Below are 19102 nucleotides of genomic sequence, written 5' to 3'. Positions count from 1 at the left end.
CCGTGCTGTCCCGTGGAGCAGGCTTAGACGAGGTGATCGAACTCCCCGTCCTTCACCCCCAGCAGCAGTGCCTCTATCTCGGCCGGTGTATAGACGAGCGCCGGTCCTTCCGGGAAGCGCGAGTTGCGTACCGCGACGTTCCCGCCGGGTAGTTTCGCGAACTCCACGCACGATCCCTGTGAGTTGCTGTGCCTGCTCTTCTGCCAGACGACTCCGTGAAGCTCTGTGGCCGCCATGCCGTTGTACACGTCGTGCACAGGACGCTCCCCGAGTTACAAAGGTGCAGGTGTCAACTGTCTCGGATCATAGCTCTGTTCATATGTGGATGCATGAGCAGATGCACGTGCACGCGGGGTGGTCCCTCGATTACAGCCCGGGCCCGCTCTCGCCCAGGACCTCCTCCAGTGCCACCATCACGCGGCCACGCCAGCCGCCGCCCATGATCTTCCGTGCCCTCATCTGCGCCGGGTCGTCAGGATCGAAACCCTCGTGTACGAGGAAGAGACGCGTTCCACGCCCTTCCGGATCCAAGGTCCAGGTGATTGTCCAGTCCGCGGCGTTCTGTCCGGCGTTCTGTCCGGCTGCACGCGCGTTCTCACCTGCGGACTGCCGGTCGACCCAGCGGATGCGGAGCATCCGCTCCCTTTCGAAGGCCAGGACCTCGGCCTCGACCGTGCCGGAGAAGTTCGTACCGGGCCTGGGCAGCGTCCGCATCGTGTAGCGGTGACCCACCTCGAGCCTGAAGGCACCGGGCATCAGCCACTGGGCGATGAGCTCGGGCTCGGCCAGCGCACGCCAGACCTTGGCCGGCGGATGGGCCAGGAACTGGTCGACCCTGATGGTGGTGGGGTCGTCGTCACGATCGGAACTCATGCCTCATCGTCGGGCATCCGGTCCAGCAGTTCGCCGAGACCCTTGAGACGGTCGCGCCAGAACCGCTCGTACGGATGGAGCCAGTCGGATACACCGGCGAGCGGAGCGGCCTCGAGGCGGTAGATACGCTGCCTGCCGGAGCGCTCCTCGGACACGAGTCCGGCCTCCCGGAGCACCTTGAGGTGTTCCGAGAGGCTCGGGCGGCGCATGTCGAAGTGGTCGGCGAGGACCTGGACCGGCTGGGGTCCGCCCTCGCGGAGCAGCCGCAGCACTTCGCGCCGGGTGGTGTTCGCGAGCGCGGCGAAGATGCGGTCCTCAGCCTGTTCGCGGACACCGGTCGCAGTCATCGGGTCAGGCTCCCTCCGCCCCGTCGTTCTCCGTCAGCAGCATCAGACCGTTGCCGTCGGGGTCGGTGAAGCCTGCCATCCGCCCCCACGGCACGTCGTTGGGCCCGTCCACCGTGACCCCGGCCGCGGCGAGCTTCGCACAGTCGGCGTCGACATCGGTCGTGACCAACATGATCCCCCGTGCCGATCCGGGCTCGAAACCGCCCATGCCAGGTCCGGAGAGCGTGAAGACGGTCTGCGCGCCCTCGGGTGCGACCTGCAGCCACCGGCCGGGGGGCATCCGACGATCGGCGGTGACCTCGAAACCGAGGACGTCCGTGTAGAAGGCGAGGGCACGGTCCTGGTCGGAGACCGGGAGCGTGACGAAGGAGGCATGGGTGATGGTCATGCCATCAACGATAGGTAGGCGTTTCCCTACGCGTCAAGCGTAGGGAAACGCCTACCTATCTTCCGTCAGCGCTCCTCGCGGAAGCCGACGTGCCGGCCGGCGACTGGGTCGTACTTGCGCAGCGCCATGCGGTCGGGGTCGTTGCGGCGGTTCTTGCGTGTCACGTAGGTATAGCCGGTCCCCGCGGTGGAGCGGAGCTTGACGATCGGACGCAGTTCGTTGTGAGCCATGTGGGGATAACAAATGGAAATGGCCCCCATTCCCAAAATGGGCGTGTGACGTTGCCCGCACACTCGGCGGGGGCCGGTGCGGGCGGCTGACGCATCGGTCCGGTGGCTAGTCCGGGAGGGCGTCCGGCGGGCGGTGCGAGGGCATGTGGGCCGTGTCGGCCGCCGTCGTGCCGTCGTGCCAGCCGGCCTCGTCCGTGGCGCCTCGGACACGGGTGCGGACCGTGGCAGGGAAGAGACGGTCCGTGTGGTCCGTGACGGCGACGTCGCGGGCGGCGAGGACGGGCAGGAGGTCCCCGCCGGCCGCCTCCTCCGCCGCGTGGGACGTCGCCCGGGCGAGGCGGTCGCCGATGCGATGGGCGTACGCCAGCAGGAAGGACTGGCGGAAGGTCTTCGTCCGCTTGCGTCCGCCCGCGCGCTGGGACGCCTCCGCGCGGGTCATCGCCGCGGTGCCCTGCACCAGCAGCGAGGTGTGCAGCAGCTCGACCGCGTCCAGGTCGGCCTCGAAGCCGACCACGGTGGAGAAGCCGAGGTCGCTGTTCCAGACCGCCCGGCAGCGGTTCGCCGAGGCGACCGCGTCGAGCAGGATCGCCTTGGCCGTCTCGTACGGCGCGTCGACACCGATGCGGCAGGCGCCGGGCACGTCCTTGCGGTGGGCGCGGGCGGCCAGCACCGCCTCGTCGATGCTGTGCCTGGCCATCAGTTCCTGCGCCTTCGCGGTGAGCGCCTCCGCCTCCTCCGGGAAGCCGGTGGCCTCCGCCTTGGCGAGGAGTGCGCGGATCCGGGTGAGCATGCGCGGCTCGCCGTGCCGCGCGGCGGGCTGCCGGTGCACGGGCGTTCCCGGCACCGGGCCGACCGGCTCGATCGCGGGCAGCCGTACGAGCAGCCGGTACAGCTCCAGCACCGCCGTCGCGTACGAGAACCGGTCACTGGGCCGCTTCCCGCCCCCGCTCGGCAGCTCGGCGAGCTGCGTCTCCCAGCGCGGCGGCAGGTCCTTCCCGTATCGCCGGGTCTCACCGGCGACCAGGTCCGCGACCAGCTCCACATGGCTCTCGTCGAGGTCGCGGCGGACGAGCCGCACGACATCGGCCGGCTGCCAGCCGCGCTCCCAGGCCCGGCGTACGAACTCCTCGCCGCGCCTGACGAGTTCCGCGTCGGCGTCAGGGGCGGCGGCCAGCAGTGAGGCGCCGGTGTCGAGCGCGTCGTCGTCATCGGCGTACAGCGCCCCGCCGAGCGCACGCTCCACCACGTTCACGCCGATCGAGCCTACGCCAGCCCGCCCGGCCGCCGCGGAGCCAGGGCCACGCCTGCCCCGGAACGCCCCACGGCTCCGCGCGCCGCGCCACGCCTGCCCGGAGGCCGGCGGGTGCGCGCTGCTCACGGTGGTCGCGGTGGTCGCGATGGTCGCGGGAATCACGCCGATGCCCGGCCGGCGGGCCGTACGGTGACGGACATGGGTGAGAACAAGCAGCGCATGCTGGCGGGAGACTGGTACCTCCCCGACGACCCCGAACTCGCCGCCGACAGCGAGCGCCGCTTCGCGCTCTGCGCGGCGTACAACGCGAACGGCGGTGCCGCGTCCGCCGACCGGGCCGGAATCCTGGCCGAGCTCCTCGGCTCGGTCGGCGCGGACGTCCGCATCCGGCCACCGTTCCAGTGCGACTTCGGGAGCCACATCCGCATCGGCGCGGGAACGTTCGTCAACTTCGGGGCGGTCTTCCTCGACATCGCCCCCATCACGATCGGCGCGGACTGCCAGATCGGGCCGAACGTCCAACTGCTCACCGCCTCCCACGAACTGGACGCGCGACGCCGCCGCGAGGGCTGGGAGAAGGGGGACCCGATCACGATGGGGGACAACGTGTGGCTCGGTGGGGGCGTCATCGTCTGCCCGGGCGTGACGATCGGGGACGACACGGTGGTCGGGGCGGGGGCCGTGGTCACCAAGGACCTGCCCGCGGGGGTGCTGGCGGTGGGCAACCCGGCGAGGGTGGTCCGCACGCTGACGTGAGCGCGACGGTGACGTTCGATGCGGCGGCGCAGGAGGCGTGGAGCACGCAGGACACGTCACCGCCGGCCGCACACGTCCACGCCGGTGTTGTCAGTGGTGGGTGCCACACTCGCAACCATGAGCGAACGGTGGGCCCTGGCCCCGGTCGAGGGCGGCGGGGCGTTGCTCGTGCCCCTCGGGCCGGAAGGACTGCCCGCCGGGGAGGTGCGGCGGGAGGGGGATCTCGTCGGGGCGGTGCGGTCGCGGCCCGAGGTCGGCCGGTGGGTGTGGCGGTCCACGGCGGAGATCTATCCGCGGCTGCTCGCGGCCGGGGTGCGCGTCGAGCGGTGTTACGACGTCGAGGACGCGGAGCTGCTGCTGCTCGGGCACGAGGGGCGGCTCGGCGAGCCGCGGTCCGCGGCGGCCGCCTGGGCCCGGCTCCGGCAGGCGCCGGTGCCGCCCGATCCGCCGCCGCGCGCCGCCGAGCCGGGTTCGCAGTCGTCGCTGTTCGAGCCGGAGCCCGTGTCCGTGCCGTTCGAGGGCCTGCTCGCGGTCTACGCCGACCAGCAGCGAAGACACGAGGGCACCGAGCATCCCGGCCGCATGCGGCTGCTGACCGCGGCCGAGTCGGCGGGGATGCTGGTGGCCGCGGAGATGAACCGGGTGGGCCTGCCCTGGCGGGCCGACGTCCACCGGGAGGTGCTGCACGAGCTGCTCGGCGAGCGGTACGCGGGCGGTGGCGAGCCGCGCCGCCTCGCCGAACTGGCGGACGAGGTCTCGACGGCGTTCGGGCGGCGGGTGCGCCCGGATCTGCCGACGGACGTGGTGAAGGCGTTCGCGCAGGCCGGCATCAAGGTGAGGTCGACCCGGCGCTGGGAGCTGGAGGAGATCGACCATCCGGCGGTGCGGCCGCTGATCGCGTACAAGAAGCTGTACCGGATCTGGACGGCCCACGGCTGGGGCTGGCTCCAGGACTGGGTGCGTGAGGGCCGCTTCCGGCCGGAGTATCTGCCCGGCGGCACCGTCTCCGGCCGCTGGACCACCAACGGCGGCGGGGCGCTGCAGATCCCGAAGGTGATCCGGCGTGCGGTCGTCGCGGACGACGGCTGGCGGCTCGTCGTCGCCGACGCGGACCAGATGGAGCCGCGCGTCCTCGCCGCCATCTCCCGCGATCCCGGACTGATGGAGGTCGCGGGCCACGACGGCGATCTGTACACCCGGCTGTCGGACCGGGCGTTCTCCGGCGACCGCGATCACGCCAAGATCGCGCTGCTCGGCGCCATCTACGGCCAGACCAGCGGCGACGGCCTGAAGAACCTCGCCGCGTTGCGCCGCCGTTTCCCCCTCGCCGTGGCGTACGTGGACGACGCGGCCCGCGCCGGCGAGGAGGGCCGCCTCGTGCGCACCTGGCTGGGCCGCACCAGCCCGCGGGCGGCCGGTGGCGGGGACGACGACGAGGCCGGCATCCCGCAGGAGGCCCCAGGCGAGGGCCCCGCGTTGGAAGGCCGGGGCGAGTTCTCCCCGGGCTACGCCTCGACGGACGCACGGGCCCGCGGCCGGTTCACCCGTAACTTCGTCGTCCAGGGCAGCGCCGCGGACTGGGCGCTGCTGATGCTCGCCGCACTCCGCAGGGCCACCGCCGACATGCGCGCGGAGCTCGTCTTCTTCCAGCACGACGAGGTGATCGTGCACTGCCCGGCCGACGAGGCCGACGACGTGGTGCGGGCGATCCGCTCGGCCGGTGAGCTGGCCGGACGGATCGCCTTCGGTGAGACTCCGGTGCGGTTCCCGTTCACGACGGCGGTGGTGGAGCGGTACTCCGACGCGAAGTGACGCTCGCGCTACTTGAGCGTGGTCCACGCCTTGTCCGTCGCGAGCGCCCGCAACTGCTCCATCGTGAAAGCGGGCTCGTCACGCACCGGTTCGCGGTGGGGGTACTCGGAGTTGTACGCGGTGACGGTGACGCGCATGCCGTTCGGGTGGAGGCTGTCGACCGTCCACTCGACGGCGCCCTTCGCCTTGCCCGCCTTCTGCGAGGTCACCACCTCGGTGCCGTCCGGAAGGACCGAGACGTCGCCGGGCAGTCCCTTCACCCCGCCCTGGATGGTCGCGCGCAGGTGGGTCTTGGCCTTGCCGTCCCAGACGATGGAGTACCCGTCGTTGCCGAGCCCTCCCCTTCCGCGGGACTGCATGCCCTTGGGCAGCAGCGTGGGAAGCAGGTCCATGACGGCGTTGCTGCCGCCGATGTCCTTCGGTTCGGCGAAGAACTCTCCGGCGAGCCCGCCGAACTGGTTGAACGCCGACTGCACGTACAGCGTCAGATTGGACAGCTGCATCTCCGTCAGCGGCGGCTTCGCCCGGGAGGGCGCCGCGCCCTCGGCCGGGGCATTGGTCTCCGTCACCTCGACGAGATAGCCCTCCTGGTAGACACCGACGGACTTCCACTGCTTCACGCCGTCGGTGCGCTTCGGGTCCTCGTACCCCAGCAGCATCATGTGACCCGTGGGGTCCCACTCGGGCCGCCGGACATCGGTCTCGTCACTGCACTTCTCGTACGGAGTCGTCTTCTTGTCCGGGCAGGTGACGAGCTTGCGGTACTTCTTGTCCTTCGCGTCGATCCGGCTCACGGCGATGGACACCATGCCCCCGCCGAAGCCGTCGTCGTACACCAGGGACGCCTTCGCCGGCTCACCGAACGATCCGAAATTGCTCGTGCCGCGCTGCCCGCTCAGCTTTCCGTCCGGGAGCGAGATCTCGAGGATCTTGAGCATCTGGGAGGCGGAGGCCCTGAAGTACTTCTTGGGGTCGGGAGCCTGAGGTTCCGGGAAGTCCTCCGGGCGGAGGATGCGCACGGGCAGCGGCGTGGGCTTCTGCTCGCCCACCGACACCGCTTCGGGGCCGTCGAGGAGCCCGTCGCCGATGCCCGTCAGCGGCACGGCCGCGGCGAGTGCCAGCAGTCCCCCGGCCGTCGCGGAGACGCGGCGGCGGAGCAGCCGTCGGCGACCGCGGACGAGGCCGCCGACGGTCAGCTCGGTGCGGTCGGGCTCGAAGGCGTCACCGGTGCGTCGGAGCGCCTCACTCAGCTCGTCTTCAAAGGGCATGGTGAATCCGCCGTTCGTGGTCGAGGTGCCAGGAGGAGGTCGTACGGTCGCGAGACCCGTTCAGTGGGCGACGATCAGTTCGGCGAGACTTCCGCCCAGCTGTGCGCGCAGTTGGGCGAGGGCGCGACTGCACCGCGTGCGTACGGCGGCCGAGCTGACGTTCATGGCCGAGGCGGTCTCCTCGACGCTGCGGTCCTCCCAGTACCGCAGCACGACGACCGCCCGGTCCTTCGGCGCCGGCTCACCAGGGCCTGGAGGAGTGCGAGGCGCAGTGCCGCGTCGTCGAGGCCACCGTTGTGCGGTGCGGGGACGTCCGGCAGTTCGCTCAGCGGGCGTTCGGTGGAGGAGCGCCTGCGCTGCTGGGTGAGGAAGGTGCGGACGAGGACGGTCTGGGCGTACGCCGCGGGGTTGTCGATCCGGGAGATCCGGCCCCACAGGCCGTACATCCGCCCGAGCGTCTCCTGCACCAGGTCCTCTGCGAGATGGGTGTCCCCGCTCGTGAGCAGGCACGCGGATCGGTACAGATGTCCCGTGCGGCCGGTCGCGAACTCCATGAACTCGTCCGTCCGGGATCTTCTCGTCCCCACCCTTGCCCCTCTCCTGGCCTTCACCCCATTGACGCGATGGACCTGCGCAAATGTTCAGGCGGATTCGCCGAGGAGCTCACGGAGCTCGGAGAGGGCCTTGGCGTCCGTCCCGTCGAGGGAGGCGTACGCGCGGCGCCACTCGTCGAGCGCCTCGTCGGTACGGCCCTCCGCGCTCAGCAGCAGCCCGTGTTCATGACGTGCCAGCCCCTCGGTGAACTCGTCGCCGCGGGACACGGCGCGCTCCAGGACGAGGGTGCATTCGCGGAGGGCGGCGGCGCCGCGTCCCAGGACCCGCAGGGCGCGGACGAGACCGATCCGGGACTGGGACTGGGACTGCCAGTCGCCCTCGTCGCCGTCGCCGATGATGGCCAGGCACTCCTCGAAGTGGCCCAGGGCGAGGGCCGGCTCGCCGAGGGTGAGGCGGGCGTAGCCGATGTTGCAGTGGGCGGTGTGCCGCAGCAGTGAACTGCCGAGCCGGACGCCGACGGCGAGGCTTCGCTCGTGGCAGCTGATGGCGAGACGGGCGTCGGTGTGCTCGTGGAGATTGCCGAGGTGGCTGAGGATGATCCCTTCCCCGTAGTCGTCGCCGAGGCGGTGGGCGCAGGCGAGCGACTCCTCCAGTGCGAGGGCGGCTTCCTCGTACCGTTCGAGACGTTCCAGCAGCATGCCCCGGTTGGCGAGCCCCCGCTGGACCCAGCTGTCCTCGCCCAGTCCGCGCCACAGGCTGATGGCCTCGTCGTTGAGCGCGAGCGAGCGCTCGCTGTGGCCGCGCATGAAGTGCACTCCGGCGAGATCGGTCAGCGCGTGCGCCTCGGCCTCGGGATCGCCGGCCTCCCGCGCGGCGTCCAGCGCCACCTCGTTGAGGACGCCGAGCTCCTGGAGGCGTCCGCGCCGCTGGAGATACGGGAGCGCGGCGCGGATGACCCGTAGCGCCGTGCGCGACTTCGGCGCGTACGTCTGGGCCAGCGCGACGAGTCCCGGCAGCTCGCGGTCGCCCCAGGCGAGCGCCTCGGCCTCGCCGGCGAAGGACGGGGCCTCGCCGATCGGCGGCGGCACCCGGTTGCCCGCCAGATGGGCGGGGACCAGGGCCAGCCCCGCCTGCCGGGCGGACTCCCCGTACCAGCGCAGGGCGCGTTCGGCCGTGGCCGTGCGCTCGTCCTCGTCGTCCAGCCGTACGGCGAGCTCGCGCGCGAAGTCCCGTACCAGGTCGTGCGGTACGAAGCGGCCGTACGCGACCTCGTCGAGCAGCGCGACGTCGACGAGCCGTTCCAGCGCGGCCACCGCGCGGCGTTCGTCCGCGGCGGGCTGTGACGCGTCGGACGCCATCAGCTGCGCGACCAGCGCCGCGTCGTACTCCGGAAGGTCGACCACGCCCAGTCTGCGAAGGGCGAGGGCGGCGTCGGGGTCGAGGGCGTCGTGCGCGACGGACAGGGAACGGCGCACGCTCAGGTCGTCGTATTCGAGGTGGTCGAGCCGGCCGGCCTCGGCGGCGAGGAGACCCACGAGGGCGGCGGGGGTGAGGGCGCGGCGGGCGGCGAGCCGGGCGGCGGCGATACGGAGCGCGAGGGGCAGCCGGCCGCACAGCTCGGCGAGCCCGTCCATGTCGTCGGTGCTGTCGGGCCCTTGGCCGTCGCGGCCGGACACGGCGCGCAGCAGCGCGGCACTGTCCTGGACGCTCAGCGGGCCCAGGGCGAAGCGCGCGGCGCCGTCGAGCGCGGTCAGCGGGGAGCGGCTGGTGACGATGACGGCGCAGCCCGTACCGGCGGGCAGCAACGGCCGTACCTGCGCGGCCGACGCGGCGTCGTCGAGGACCAGCAGGGTGCGGGTGGGCGCGAGCGTGGAACGCAGCAGCGCGGCGGCCGCGTCCGGGTGTTCCGGGATGGCGCGCGGCGAGATCCCGAGATCCCGCAGGAGGGCGTTGAGCGATTGGCAGGGCGCGACCGGGGTCATGCCCGGGGTGGCGCCGTGCAGATGCAGATGGAGCTGTCCGTCGGGGAACCGGTCGCGGAGGCTGTGCGCGACGTGGAGGGCGAGGGCGCTCTTGCCGACACCGGCCATGCCGCTGACGACGGCGACGGCGGGGTGGGCGGGGCCGGCGAGGAGGACGGAGCGCAGGTCGGCGACGACCGCTTCGCGTCCGGTGAAGTGCGCGGGGGCGGGCGGGAGCTGGGCGGGGGCGGTGTGGGGCGCGGGTGCGGGTGCGGTGTGAGCGGCGGAGTGGGAGGCGGGGGTCTCGGGCGGAAGGTCTCCGGGCGACCGCGGGTCCTGGAGAACTTCCTGGTGCGCCTGTCGGACCGAGGGCCCCGGTTCGATGCCGAGCTCTTCGACGAGCCTGCGGCGCAGCGACTGGTAGGTGGCCAGCGCCTCGGCCTGCCGCCCGGTGCGGTGCAGTACGAGCATCAGCTGCCGGTGGAACACCTCACGCAACGGGAACTGCGCGGTCAGCGCGGCGAGTTCCGGCTCCAGGCCGTCGGGCCGGCCGAGCTGCAGGAACGCGTCGTACCGCCACTCCAGGAGCAGCAGCCACGACTCGCGCAGGCGGCGCACCGCAGCCGGAATGCCGTCCTCGGGGTCGTACAGCCCGTCGAGCGGGTCGCCGCGCCACAGGTCGAGCGCCGCGCGGGAGCTGTCGACGACGGTCTCCCAGTCGTCGCGCCCGTCGTCCGATTCGTCCCCTAGCGCGCCTGGTTGGTTCCGTACCGCGCCTGGTTCGTTGCGTACGGACGCCGGCGCCGATGCCGACGCGGGGTCGGGGCGCGGGGCGCGGCCGGCGGCACGGCCGACGGCACGGATGTACGCGGCGCGTGCCGTGCCGATGTGCCGCTCGAAGGACTCGATGTCCAGTTCGCCCGGCTCCACCCGCAGCACATAGCCGGGCGCCACGGACCGCAGCCGGCCCTCCTCGGCCAGCAGTCGCCGCAGCCGGGTGACATGGTTGTGCAGGGAGGCGTGGGCGGAGGCGGGAAGTTCTTCGCCCCAGAGCGCATCTTTCAGGGCGTCCACGGGTACGACGCGATTGGCGCGCAGCAGCAGCGTGCCGAGCAGCGCACGAAGCTTCGCGCTGCCCACCGTGCGGATCTCGCCCGCGGCGTCGTGCACGGTCAGCGGACCGAGCAGGCCGAACCGCATTGCCTTCCTCCTGCGCTGACCGTTGGCCACATGTTAGCGATGTGTTGGTGAAGGCTGTTTGTATCTCCTCGTCGGATCCGGTGAGACGGTGCTCGGCGTGGATGGCCACACTCGGGGGAGTGTCACCGCCACGCCGGATTCGGAGACAGAGAAAGCCCTGGTCACGCGCGAGTGACCGGGGCTTTCGTCTGCTGCTTCCGGCCGCCCGGCCGTCGTCCGGGGGCTTCGCGGATCGTGTCTGAACCGTGTCGGCGGCGCGCCATTGCGGCGACCCCCACAGCCTCCACAGCCCCACGAAGAACGACAGGGTGACCGGGCGGACTTCCCCGGGTGTTGGGACGCAGGACCCCCGACTCGGGGGGCTACGGGTCAGACCTTCTGGACGTAAGCGGCGCGCCACTGCGGCGACGGGTCCGAACCCAGCTCGCTCCAGTACTCCCGCCCCTCGACGATCTTCCCTTCCCGGACCGTCCAGAACGACGCCACCCGGTGCACGCCCATCGCCTCGTGCGGCACCTCCACCTCGGACACCACCGTCCCGCCGTCCGCGACGACTCGTAGCACCCGGATCGACCAGCCCTCCGGGTACTCCGCGTTGATGCTCACGTAGTTGTCACGGCCCACGATCCGCTCCCCGCTGACCGGCCACTCGACCACCACGTCCTCGGCGAGCAACTCACCGACCCCGGCCCAGTCCCTCTCCTGCATGCGGTCCCACAGGCTGCGCACGATCTCCGAAGGCTCCATCCGGACATCCTGACAGCCCGCTCCCCCACACGGTGGGGAGTCGAACGGCACCGGGCACCTACGGGGGTACGCCCTTCGACGCGCCTCACCCGCGACGCTGACCCGATGCCCCTCGCCTGCGGGTCAGGCAGCGTCCCACTGATGCGCGTGCCCACCCCGCCACTCGACCCAGTTCGGATCGTCGAGAAGATCCCAGGCGTCCGGCAGGCCGGCACGCCGCAGAAACTCGATGACCTCCCGGTCATCGTGCGCGAGGCCGAGGATCTCTCCACGCACGGTGACCCGCCGACCGCCGGAGGGCGACGGCCGATGCACAACGATGGGCGGCGCCATGCCTCCAAGGTGCTCCCGATTCGCAGTGATCGCAGCCGGGCCACGGCAAAGACCGATCAAGCGCACGTGCAGCTCGACCGCATGGCGCCGGAAGTACGCCTGCCCGGCCGCGCGCCCCGCGCCTCCGCCACGTCCTCTCAAACGAGAAAGCCCAGCTCAGACAGTGTCCGGGCTGGGCCTCGAAAGAGCCGCCTTCGGGCTTCGAACCCGAGACCTACGCATGACGAATCAGCGCATGACCATCACGATCTTGATCAACATGGCCTGATCCCAGGGAACGCGGCAGGTCAGAACGGGTGCAGGCTTCCACTCGGCGCGCTCGGTGCTTCCGGCTCCAATCTGTGGGCGGGGCCAGTGCCTTGTTGACCTGTGCGCCAGTGCCACCGTCGGGGCAACCCGCACCCTGCTGCCAGCGTCCCTCACCATTGATCACCAGTGACTGAACGCCCCTACAGGAAAAGGGAGATGAGTATCGTAGACACCACGGAAGCGGAAGACACTGGGCAAAAGAGAGTCCTCGGTGGCGAAGAATGGGGAGTCATCGCCCTCATCCTGGCGGTTGCTCCGTACCAGCTTCTCATCCAGGACAACGCAGAGAAGGCATGGCTCGTCCATCTCGCCGCCTGCGCCGGTTCCGCCATCCTCCTCGTCACGGCATTCTTCATGAAGTGGAAGCCAGGACGGTTCACGGCCGTCATGCTCACAGCCCTCGGCTCCGTAGGAGCAGCTCTCGCCTTCATGGGCCCAGAGGCTTTCCCGTTCACATAACATTCCGGACAAACAACCTTGCGATTCCCGAAGGGTTGAATACGGGGCGCCGCGCGTTCCCAGGATGTTCCCCTCGGCAACGTAAAAGGCCCTCCGTAGTCTCTTACGGAGGGCCTTCGTGTGCACTGACCTGCACTTTCTGAGCCGCCTTCGGGATTCGAACCCGAGACCTACGCATTACGAGTGCGTTGCTCTGGCCAACTGAGCTAAGGCGGCATGCTGCCGATAGAGCCGTTCCGGCAGGAGCAGGCTCGCATCAGCAGCGGCGCTAAGTCTACAGGGTTGTTCGGGGTGCCCCTGACCGCCCCGGTGATCACCCCGACGGGGTGGGCCGGGTCGGCGGTGAGGGGCGGAGGGGCTGCCGTCGCGGCTACTTGCAGCGCTTGCCCGACGAGGGCGGCGTGCCCTCCAGGAGGTAGGTGTTGATCGCCGTGTCGATGCAGTCGCTGCCGCGTCCGTAGGCCGTGTGACCGTCGCCGTCGTAGGTGAGCAAGGTCCCCGAGTCGAGCTGGCCGGCGAGGGCCTGGGCCCACTTGTAGGGGGTGGCCGGGTCACGCGTGGTGCCGACGACCAGGATCGGGGCCGCTCCCTTCGCCTCGATGCGGTGGGGGGATCCGGTGGCCGGGGTCGGCCAGTAGGCGCAGCTCAGGGAGGCCCAGGCGAAGCCCTTGCCGAAGACCGGGGAGGCCTTCTCGAAGTCGGCGGTGGATGCGGAGACCTCGCCGGGGGTGGCGAAGGCGGGCGGCAGGTCGAGGCAGCTGACGGCGGAGTAGGCGGACATCAGATTCGAGTACGAGCCGTCGCTCTCGCGCTCGTAGTAGGTGTCGGACAGCGCGAGCAGTCCGGCGCCGTCACCGTTCATGGCCTGGGTGAGGCCCTCGCGGAGCTGGGGCCAGGCGGCCTCGTCGTACATCGCGGCGATGACACCCGTCGTGGCCAGCGACTCGGTGAGGTCACGGCTCTCGCCGGTCGGGACGGGGTCGGCGTCCACCTTGGCGAAGAAGTCCTTCATCCGGTTCGCGGCGTCCGCCGGCGACGCGGTGCCCAGCGGGCAGTCCGTGCGCTTCACACAGTCGGTGGCGAAGGACTTGAACGCCGTCTCGAATCCCGCGGTCTGGTCGCGGTTCATCTGGCGCGCGGGGAGGGCGGGGTCCATGGCTCCGTCGAGCACGAGCCGGCCGACCCGGTCCGGGAACAGCTCGGCGTAGGTCGCACCGAGGAAGGTGCCGTACGACGCCCCGACGTACGACAGCTTCTCGTCGCCCAGCACGGCCCGCAGGATGTCCATGTCCCGGGCCGCCTCGACCGTCGAGACATGCGGGAGGACCGTGGCGGACCGCTTCTTGCAGCCTGTCGCGAAGCCCTTGAAGGCCGTGCTCAGTTTGCTGATCTCGGCCTCGTCGTCGGGGGTCTGGTCGCTCTGTGTGTACGCGTCCATGGCCTTCCCGTTGAGACACTCGACGGGTTCGCTGCGGGCCACTCCGCGCGGGTCGATGGCCACCATGTCGTACCGGGCCCGGACGGGGGAGGGATAGCCGACGCCCGCGTACCCCTGGAGGTAGCCGACGGCAGAGCCGCCCGGCCCTCCGGGATTCACCTGGAGCGAGCCGATCCGCTTGCCCGGCCCGGTGGCCTTCACCCGCGCCACGGCCAGCTTGATCGAGGGCCCGTCCGGCTTCGCATAGTCCAGCGGCGCCTTGAGGGTGGCGCACTGGAAGCCGGGCGCGCCGCAGCTCCGCCAGCTCAGCTTCTGCGTGTAGTACGGCTTCATCTCGGCCGTCGACACCGGCGAGGGCGCGGCCGCTCCCGGGACCGACGACGAACCCGAGGGTTCGGACGCCTCCGACGTCGAACTGCTGCCGCTGCAGCCGGAGACAAGCAGCCCCAGGGCTGTGGCGAACGCGATGGCGGAGGTCCTGAGGAACTGCCTGTTGTCCATCCTGGGAGCCTATCCGCCGGGAGCCGTATCGTGCCCCTTCGCACCCGTATGGGTGATTCGAGCACAGGGGTGGGTCAGCCCGTACGGAGCGCCATGGTCATCGCCTCCACCGCCAGCAGCGGCGCCACGTTCGCGTCCAGGGCCTCACGGCAGGCCAGGACCGCCTCTATCCGGCGCAGGGTCCCCTCCGGGCTGGAACCGCGGGCCACCCGGTCCAGCGCGTCCCGTACGTCCTCGTTCGCGAGGGCGACCCGGGAGCCGAGCTGCAGCGCCAGCACATCGCGGTAGAACCCGGTCAGGTCGGTGAGCGCGAGGTCGAGACTGTCCCGCTGGGTGCGCGTCCTGCGGCGCTTCTGTCTGTCCTCCAGCTCCTTCATCGCCCCTGCCGTGCCGCGCGGCATCCGGCCACCCGCCACCGCGCCCAGGGCGGCCTTGAGATCCTCGGTCTCTTTGGTGTCGACCTCCTCCGCGACCTGCTTGGCGTCCTCCGCGGCCGCGTCGACCAGCTCCTGGGCGGCCCTGAGGCCGCCGCCGACGTCCTCGACGCGCAGCGGGAGCTTGAGGACGGTGGCACGGCGGGCACGGGCCGCCTCGTCCGTGGCGAGCCGGCGTGCCCGGCCGATGTGCCCCTGGGTCGCGCGGGCGGCGGACGCGGCCACCTCGGGCTCGATCCCGTCCCGTCTCATCAGCACGTCCGCGACGGAGGCGACGGGCGGGGTGCGGAGTGAGAGGTGCCGGCAGCGGGAGCGGATCGTGGGCAGCACGTCCTCCAGGGAGGGCGCGCACAGCAGCCAGACCGTGCGCGGGGCGGGCTCCTCGACGGCCTTCAGCAGGACGTTGCCCGCGCCCTCCGTGAGGCGGTCGGCGTCCTCCAGGACGATGACCTGCCAGCGGCCGACCGCGGGCGACAGCTGGGCGCGCCGCACCAGGTCGCGGGTCTCCTTCACACCGATGGAGAGCAGGTCCGTGCGCACGACCTCGACGTCGGCGTGCGTACCGACCAGGCTGGTGTGGCAGCCGTCGCAGAATCCGCAGCCCGGCGCACCACCCATCGCGCGGTCCGGGCTGGTGCACTGCAGGGCCGCCGCGAACGCCCGTGCCGCGGTGGAGCGCCCGGAGCCGGGCGGGCCGGTGAACAGCCAGGCGTGCGTCATCTTGGACACGGGCGGCGACTGCTCACCCGCCGCGACAGCGGTGACGAGCGCGTCGGCGTCCCGGGCAGCGGCGGCGAGCTGCTCCTGGACGCGGTCCTGCCCGACCAGGTCGTCCCACACGGCCATGCTGCCGCCACCGCCTTCCGACGTCGTACGAGGCTACGAAGGTGTTGCACCGGGTTCCCATTGTGGAGCAGGGGTCCGACAGCCCCCGCCGCCTGTGGACAACCCGCCCGCCCCGACGACGCACCGCGCCGTAGGGCCGCGCCGTAGGGCCAGCGCCCGGCTAACGCCTCCGGTACCGCTCGTCGTCGTCCTCGTGCGGGCCGAGCAGTTCGTCCGCCAGGGTCGGGAGATCGTCGAGCGGGGTCTCCTCCGCCCAGTCGGACCGGCGGCGCGGACGGCCCTGCTCGTCGACCTGTGGCAGCTCGCGCGTGCGCTCGTCCGAGTTCGCGGGCCGCTCGTCCCGGAAGATGCCCTCGGGCACCCGGTCGGCGGGACGCTCGTCCCGCACGGGCGGGAGGACCGCCGTCTCATCGGCGGCGGCAGCTCCTCGCCGCTCGTCCCGCACCGGCGGAAGCACCGCGGTCTCATCGGCGGCGGCAGCTCCTCGCCGCTCGTCCCGCACCGGCGGAAGCACCGCGGTCTCGTCCGCGGCGGCGGCCCCCGGTCGCTCGCCCTGTGCCGGCTCCGAAGCCCGGTCCCGCGCGGCGTCCGTGGTCCCCTCCGGGACCTGCGGTAGAACCGTCGTCTCCTCGTCCTGCTTCGTCTCGTCCTGCTTGGTCATGCCGACGCGCGGTCGCGGCGTCTCCACCGTCTGCGTCACATCGTTCGCTCCGGCCACCGGGGTGGACACGGTCGTCTCCGCGGCCGACACGGCCGCCGCGGCGGCGGCCGCCGACTCGGCGGCGCGGCGCGCCTCCTCGGCCCGCAGCAGGGCCTCCTCGGCCTTGCGCTGCTTCTCGACGCGGCGCTCCTCAGCCTCGGCCCGGAGCCGAGCCTCTTCCTCGGCCTGCCGACGACGGCGTTCCGCTTCCTCCCGGAGGGCCTTCTCCTCCGCCTCGCGCCGGCGGCGTTCCTCCTCGGCCAGCAGCCGCGCCTCCTCGGCCCGCTGCCTGGCCTCCTCAGCCTGCCGCTCGGCCTCCTGGCGGCGCGCTTCCTCCAGCTCGCGGCGCTTGCGCTCCTCCTCCTCGGCACGCAGCTTGGCGAGCTGTTCCTGGCGCTCGCGCTCCAGGCGCTCCTCCTCGGCCTTGCGCGCGGCCTCCTCCTCGGCCTTGCGGCGGGCCTCCTCCGCGGCGGCCTTCCGCGCCTCCTCCTGGGCCTTCACCTCGGCCTCGGAGAGCGGAAGCACCTGATCGAGCCGGTGCCGTACGACCGTGGTCACGGACTCCGGTTCCTGGCCTGCGTCGACCACCAGATAGCGGCCCGGGTCGGCGGCAGCCAGGGTCAGGAATCCGGCCCGTACCCGCTGGTGGAACTCCGCCGGCTCCGACTCCAGCCGGTCGGGCGCCTCCGTGAAGCGCTCGCGCGCGGTCTCCGGGGAGACGTCCAGCAGCACCGTCAGATGCGGAACCAGTCCGTCCGTCGCCCAGCGCGAGATTCGGGCGATCTCGGTCGGGGACAGATCGCGGCCCGCGCCCTGGTAGGCCACCGACGAGTCGATGTAGCGGTCGGAGATGACGATCGCGCCGCGCTCCAGCGCCGGGCGGACGACGGTGTCGACGTGCTCGGCCCGGTCGGCGGCGTACAGCAGCGCCTCCGCACGGTTCGAGAGCCCGCCCGACGAGACGTCGAGCAGGATGGAACGGAGCCGCTTGCCGACGGGGGTGGCACCCGGCTCACGGGTGACGACGACCTCGTGGCCCTTGGCGCGGATCCACTCCGCGAGCGCGTCCACCTGCGTGGACTTCCCGGCGCCGTCGCCGCCCTCGACGGCGATGAAGAAGCCGGTCGCCGAGGGTGCCTGCGCCGGGTCGGCGCCGCGGCGCACCGCGTCGGCCAGGTCGCGCCGCAGCGGCACGCCGGAACGGTCGTCGGTCTTGGCGAGGACGATCACGGCCACGGGCAGCAGCAGCGCGCCGACCAGCATCAGCGTGAACGCGGCGCCGCCGTGTGCGAAGACGAAGTCGCCGCTGGCGAGGCGGTGCGGGCCGATGGCGGCGGCGAGCAGCGGAGCGCCGACCGCGCCGAGCCCGATGGCGACCCGGACGACGGCCTGCAGATGCTCGGTGATCCGCGGTCGGCGGTACTCCTCGGTCTCCAGGTCGATCAGCGCGTGCCCGGTGTGCGCGGCGACACCGGCCGCTCCGCCCGCGAGGACCGCGAGGAAGAGGACCGTCGCCGTGTCCGGTACGAGCCCGAGCGTCAGCAGCGCGATGCCGGTGACGGCGATGGCGATCGCGAGCAGCCGCCGGCGCGACAGCGCGGGCAGCACACCCTTCGCGGCGCGGATGCCCAGCCCCGTACCGCCGGTCAGAGCGAGGACGAGCAGGGCGAAGGCGACCGGGCCGCCGCCCAGGTCACGCGTGTGCAGTACGGCGACCGCCACTGCGGAGGCGATGGCTCCGGCGATCGCGGCGCAGGCCAGGACCAGCAGCGGGACCGCGCCGGTACGCCCCTTGTCGAGGCCGCTGCCCGTGGCCGGACGGCGCAGGCCCTCCAACGGGGAGCGGGGGCGCGGGGTCTGTGCGTCCGGAAGTTCGACGGCGGACAGGACGGACAGCGACGCGGCGAAGAGCCCTGCCGCGACGTACGACCCGAGCGCGGCCTGGTGCAGTGAGAACCACTCGATGCCGGTGCCGAGCAGATTGCCGATCAGCGTGGCGACGAGCAGGGCCGCGGCGCCGGCCGGGACGGCCACGAACGCGGTACGCAGGGAGAGTCGGCGCAGCGCGTCCTGGTGGTCGGGCAGCGGGCGTACGGCCGCGCCCTCGAGCGGGGGCGGGGGCAGCAGCGCGGGCGCCGCGCTCTCCCGGGCGACGGTCCAGAACCGTTCGGCGACGCCGATGACGAAGGCGGTGGCCAGCAGATACGCGACGGCGTCGCCCGGCGTCCAGTCGATCCACAGCGGGGCGATCACGAGCAGGGCGATACGGACGCCGTCCGCCCCGATCATCGTCCACCGGCGGTCGAGGGGGCCGCTGGGCGCCGTGAGCGAGGTGAGCGGGCCCAGGAGCACGGCCCCGAAGAGCAGCGTCGCGAGGAACCGGGCGCCGAAGACGGCGGCAACGGCGAAGGCGGCACCGCGATACCCCCCGCCGAACGCCCCCTCGGCCACTGCCGTCTGAAGTGCCAGCAGCACCAGCACCAGCAGCGCGAGGGCATCACCGATGCCGCCGACGAGTTGTGCACTCCACAGTCTGCGCAGCGCGGGTACGCGCAGCAGCGACCGTACGGCGCGCTCGCGTGAGTCCACGATCAGTGCGTCTGCGGCACGTGCGTCGGGGTCAGAGGTGGGGCTCTGGGCCGTTGGCTGCTCGGCTCGCGTCATCCGCCCAGCCTATCCGGAGGACATTGCTC

The 19102-nt window shown here is 71.9% G+C and carries 16 protein-coding genes, 1 tRNA gene and 1 pseudogene; 3 read left to right on the top strand and 15 right to left on the bottom strand.

The window, feature by feature from the left end; genetic code table 11:
- Positions 1–23: 23 nt before the first annotated feature.
- The 6 genes from OG766_RS19820 to OG766_RS19795 form a co-directional block, all read right to left on the bottom strand.
- Positions 24–257: a DUF397 domain-containing protein gene (locus OG766_RS19820; protein WP_266381149.1), complete on the bottom strand. Its 234-nt coding sequence runs from the start codon at positions 255–257 to the stop codon at positions 24–26.
- A gap of 109 nt (positions 258–366) precedes the next feature.
- A complete protein-coding gene (locus tag OG766_RS19815) occupies positions 367–873 on the bottom strand; it encodes an SRPBCC family protein (RefSeq protein ID WP_328725898.1) in 507 nt (168 codons plus the stop codon).
- Entirely contained in the window at positions 870–1220 is a 351-nt protein-coding gene (locus OG766_RS19810; protein ID WP_266381147.1) for an ArsR/SmtB family transcription factor, read from the bottom strand. Before OG766_RS19810 ends, OG766_RS19815 begins: the two co-directional genes overlap by 4 nt.
- Before the next feature lie 4 nt (positions 1221–1224).
- Positions 1225–1608, bottom strand: a complete 384-nt coding sequence (locus OG766_RS19805; protein ID WP_328725897.1) for a VOC family protein — start codon at positions 1606–1608, stop codon at positions 1225–1227.
- A 65-nt stretch (positions 1609–1673) separates the two neighbouring features.
- Positions 1674–1838 (bottom strand): 50S ribosomal protein L33, encoded by a 165-nt coding sequence (gene rpmG, locus OG766_RS19800; RefSeq protein WP_266381145.1) that lies wholly within the window; start codon positions 1836–1838, stop codon positions 1674–1676.
- Between the two features lie 106 nt (positions 1839–1944).
- Positions 1945–3090 (bottom strand): DUF2786 domain-containing protein, encoded by a 1146-nt coding sequence (locus OG766_RS19795; protein ID WP_423247070.1) that lies wholly within the window; start codon positions 3088–3090, stop codon positions 1945–1947.
- 198 nt (positions 3091–3288) lie between these two features.
- Here OG766_RS19795 and OG766_RS19790 point away from each other — a divergent pair, with 198 nt between their 5' ends.
- The gene (locus tag OG766_RS19790) at positions 3289–3846 is read left to right on the top strand and encodes a sugar O-acetyltransferase (protein WP_266381144.1); all 558 of its coding nucleotides are present in this window, start codon (positions 3289–3291) and stop codon (positions 3844–3846) included.
- A 117-nt stretch (positions 3847–3963) separates the two neighbouring features.
- The gene (locus OG766_RS19785) at positions 3964–5658 is read left to right on the top strand and encodes a bifunctional 3'-5' exonuclease/DNA polymerase (protein WP_328725896.1); all 1695 of its coding nucleotides are present in this window, start codon (positions 3964–3966) and stop codon (positions 5656–5658) included.
- An 8-nt stretch (positions 5659–5666) separates the two neighbouring features.
- Here the strand turns inward: OG766_RS19785 and OG766_RS19780 are convergent, their stop codons facing one another.
- The 5 genes and pseudogenes from OG766_RS19780 to OG766_RS19760 all read right to left on the bottom strand — a co-directional run bounded on the left by OG766_RS19780 (position 5667) and on the right by OG766_RS19760 (position 11722).
- Positions 5667–6926 carry a hypothetical protein gene (locus tag OG766_RS19780; protein ID WP_328725895.1) on the bottom strand — a complete coding sequence of 420 codons (1260 nt, stop codon included), beginning with the start codon at positions 6924–6926 and terminating at the stop codon, positions 5667–5669.
- A 60-nt stretch (positions 6927–6986) separates the two neighbouring features.
- Positions 6987–7480: pseudogene (locus OG766_RS19775) on the bottom strand (SigE family RNA polymerase sigma factor).
- Positions 7481–7567: 87 nt separating this feature from the next.
- Entirely contained in the window at positions 7568–10642 is a 3075-nt protein-coding gene (locus OG766_RS19770; RefSeq protein WP_266381140.1) for an AfsR/SARP family transcriptional regulator, read from the bottom strand.
- A gap of 369 nt (positions 10643–11011) precedes the next feature.
- Positions 11012–11389: a nuclear transport factor 2 family protein gene (locus OG766_RS19765; RefSeq protein WP_266381139.1), complete on the bottom strand. Its 378-nt coding sequence runs from the start codon at positions 11387–11389 to the stop codon at positions 11012–11014.
- Between the two features lie 123 nt (positions 11390–11512).
- Positions 11513–11722 carry a hypothetical protein gene (locus OG766_RS19760; protein ID WP_266381138.1) on the bottom strand — a complete coding sequence of 70 codons (210 nt, stop codon included), beginning with the start codon at positions 11720–11722 and terminating at the stop codon, positions 11513–11515.
- A gap of 465 nt (positions 11723–12187) precedes the next feature.
- Between OG766_RS19760 and OG766_RS19755 the strand changes: the two genes are divergently transcribed.
- Positions 12188–12490 carry a hypothetical protein gene (locus OG766_RS19755; RefSeq protein WP_328725894.1) on the top strand — a complete coding sequence of 101 codons (303 nt, stop codon included), beginning with the start codon at positions 12188–12190 and terminating at the stop codon, positions 12488–12490.
- 142 nt (positions 12491–12632) lie between these two features.
- Here the strand turns inward: OG766_RS19755 and OG766_RS19750 are convergent.
- The 4 genes from OG766_RS19750 to tmk form a co-directional block, all read right to left on the bottom strand.
- A tRNA-Thr gene (locus OG766_RS19750) sits at positions 12633–12706 on the bottom strand.
- Positions 12707–12860: 154 nt separating this feature from the next.
- Positions 12861–14429 (bottom strand): alpha/beta hydrolase, encoded by a 1569-nt coding sequence (locus tag OG766_RS19745; protein ID WP_266381136.1) that lies wholly within the window; start codon positions 14427–14429, stop codon positions 12861–12863.
- A 74-nt stretch (positions 14430–14503) separates the two neighbouring features.
- Positions 14504–15709, bottom strand: coding sequence for a DNA polymerase III subunit delta' (locus OG766_RS19740; protein ID WP_266381135.1), 1206 nt, complete (start codon positions 15707–15709; stop codon positions 14504–14506).
- A 160-nt stretch (positions 15710–15869) separates the two neighbouring features.
- Positions 15870–19073, bottom strand: coding sequence for a dTMP kinase (gene tmk, locus OG766_RS19735; protein WP_266381134.1), 3204 nt, complete (start codon positions 19071–19073; stop codon positions 15870–15872).
- Between the last annotated feature and the right edge of the window lie 29 nt (positions 19074–19102).

It is taken from the genome of Streptomyces sp. NBC_00259 (assembly GCF_036181745.1).
GTDB lineage: Bacteria > Actinomycetota > Actinomycetes > Streptomycetales > Streptomycetaceae > Streptomyces > Streptomyces pratisoli.
The sequence above is the reverse complement of the archived record's forward strand: the minus strand, read 5'-3'. Positions and strand labels throughout refer to the sequence as shown.

Bases quoted from the DNA above. Each gene is read 5' to 3' on its own strand.
- OG766_RS19745 (WP_266381136.1), bottom strand. From the start codon at position 14,429: ATGGACAACAGGCAGTTCCTCAGGACCTCCGCCATCGCGTTCGCCACA.
- tmk (WP_266381134.1), bottom strand. From the start codon at position 19,073: ATGACGCGAGCCGAGCAGCCAACGGCCCAGAGCCCCACCTCTGACCCC.
- rpmG (WP_266381145.1), bottom strand. From the start codon at position 1,838: ATGGCTCACAACGAACTGCGTCCGATCGTCAAGCTCCGCTCCACCGCG.
- OG766_RS19755 (WP_328725894.1), top strand. From the start codon at position 12,188: ATGAGTATCGTAGACACCACGGAAGCGGAAGACACTGGGCAAAAGAGA.
- OG766_RS19805 (WP_328725897.1), bottom strand. From the start codon at position 1,608: ATGACCATCACCCATGCCTCCTTCGTCACGCTCCCGGTCTCCGACCAG.
- OG766_RS19815 (WP_328725898.1), bottom strand. From the start codon at position 873: ATGAGTTCCGATCGTGACGACGACCCCACCACCATCAGGGTCGACCAG.
- OG766_RS19780 (WP_328725895.1), bottom strand. From the start codon at position 6,926: ATGCCCTTTGAAGACGAGCTGAGTGAGGCGCTCCGACGCACCGGTGAC.
- OG766_RS19760 (WP_266381138.1), bottom strand. From the start codon at position 11,722: ATGGCGCCGCCCATCGTTGTGCATCGGCCGTCGCCCTCCGGCGGTCGG.
- OG766_RS19785 (WP_328725896.1), top strand. From the start codon at position 3,964: ATGAGCGAACGGTGGGCCCTGGCCCCGGTCGAGGGCGGCGGGGCGTTG.
- OG766_RS19810 (WP_266381147.1), bottom strand. From the start codon at position 1,220: ATGACTGCGACCGGTGTCCGCGAACAGGCTGAGGACCGCATCTTCGCC.
- OG766_RS19770 (WP_266381140.1), bottom strand. From the start codon at position 10,642: ATGCGGTTCGGCCTGCTCGGTCCGCTGACCGTGCACGACGCCGCGGGC.
- OG766_RS19790 (WP_266381144.1), top strand. From the start codon at position 3,289: ATGGGTGAGAACAAGCAGCGCATGCTGGCGGGAGACTGGTACCTCCCC.
- OG766_RS19765 (WP_266381139.1), bottom strand. From the start codon at position 11,389: ATGGAGCCTTCGGAGATCGTGCGCAGCCTGTGGGACCGCATGCAGGAG.
- OG766_RS19740 (WP_266381135.1), bottom strand. From the start codon at position 15,709: ATGGCCGTGTGGGACGACCTGGTCGGGCAGGACCGCGTCCAGGAGCAG.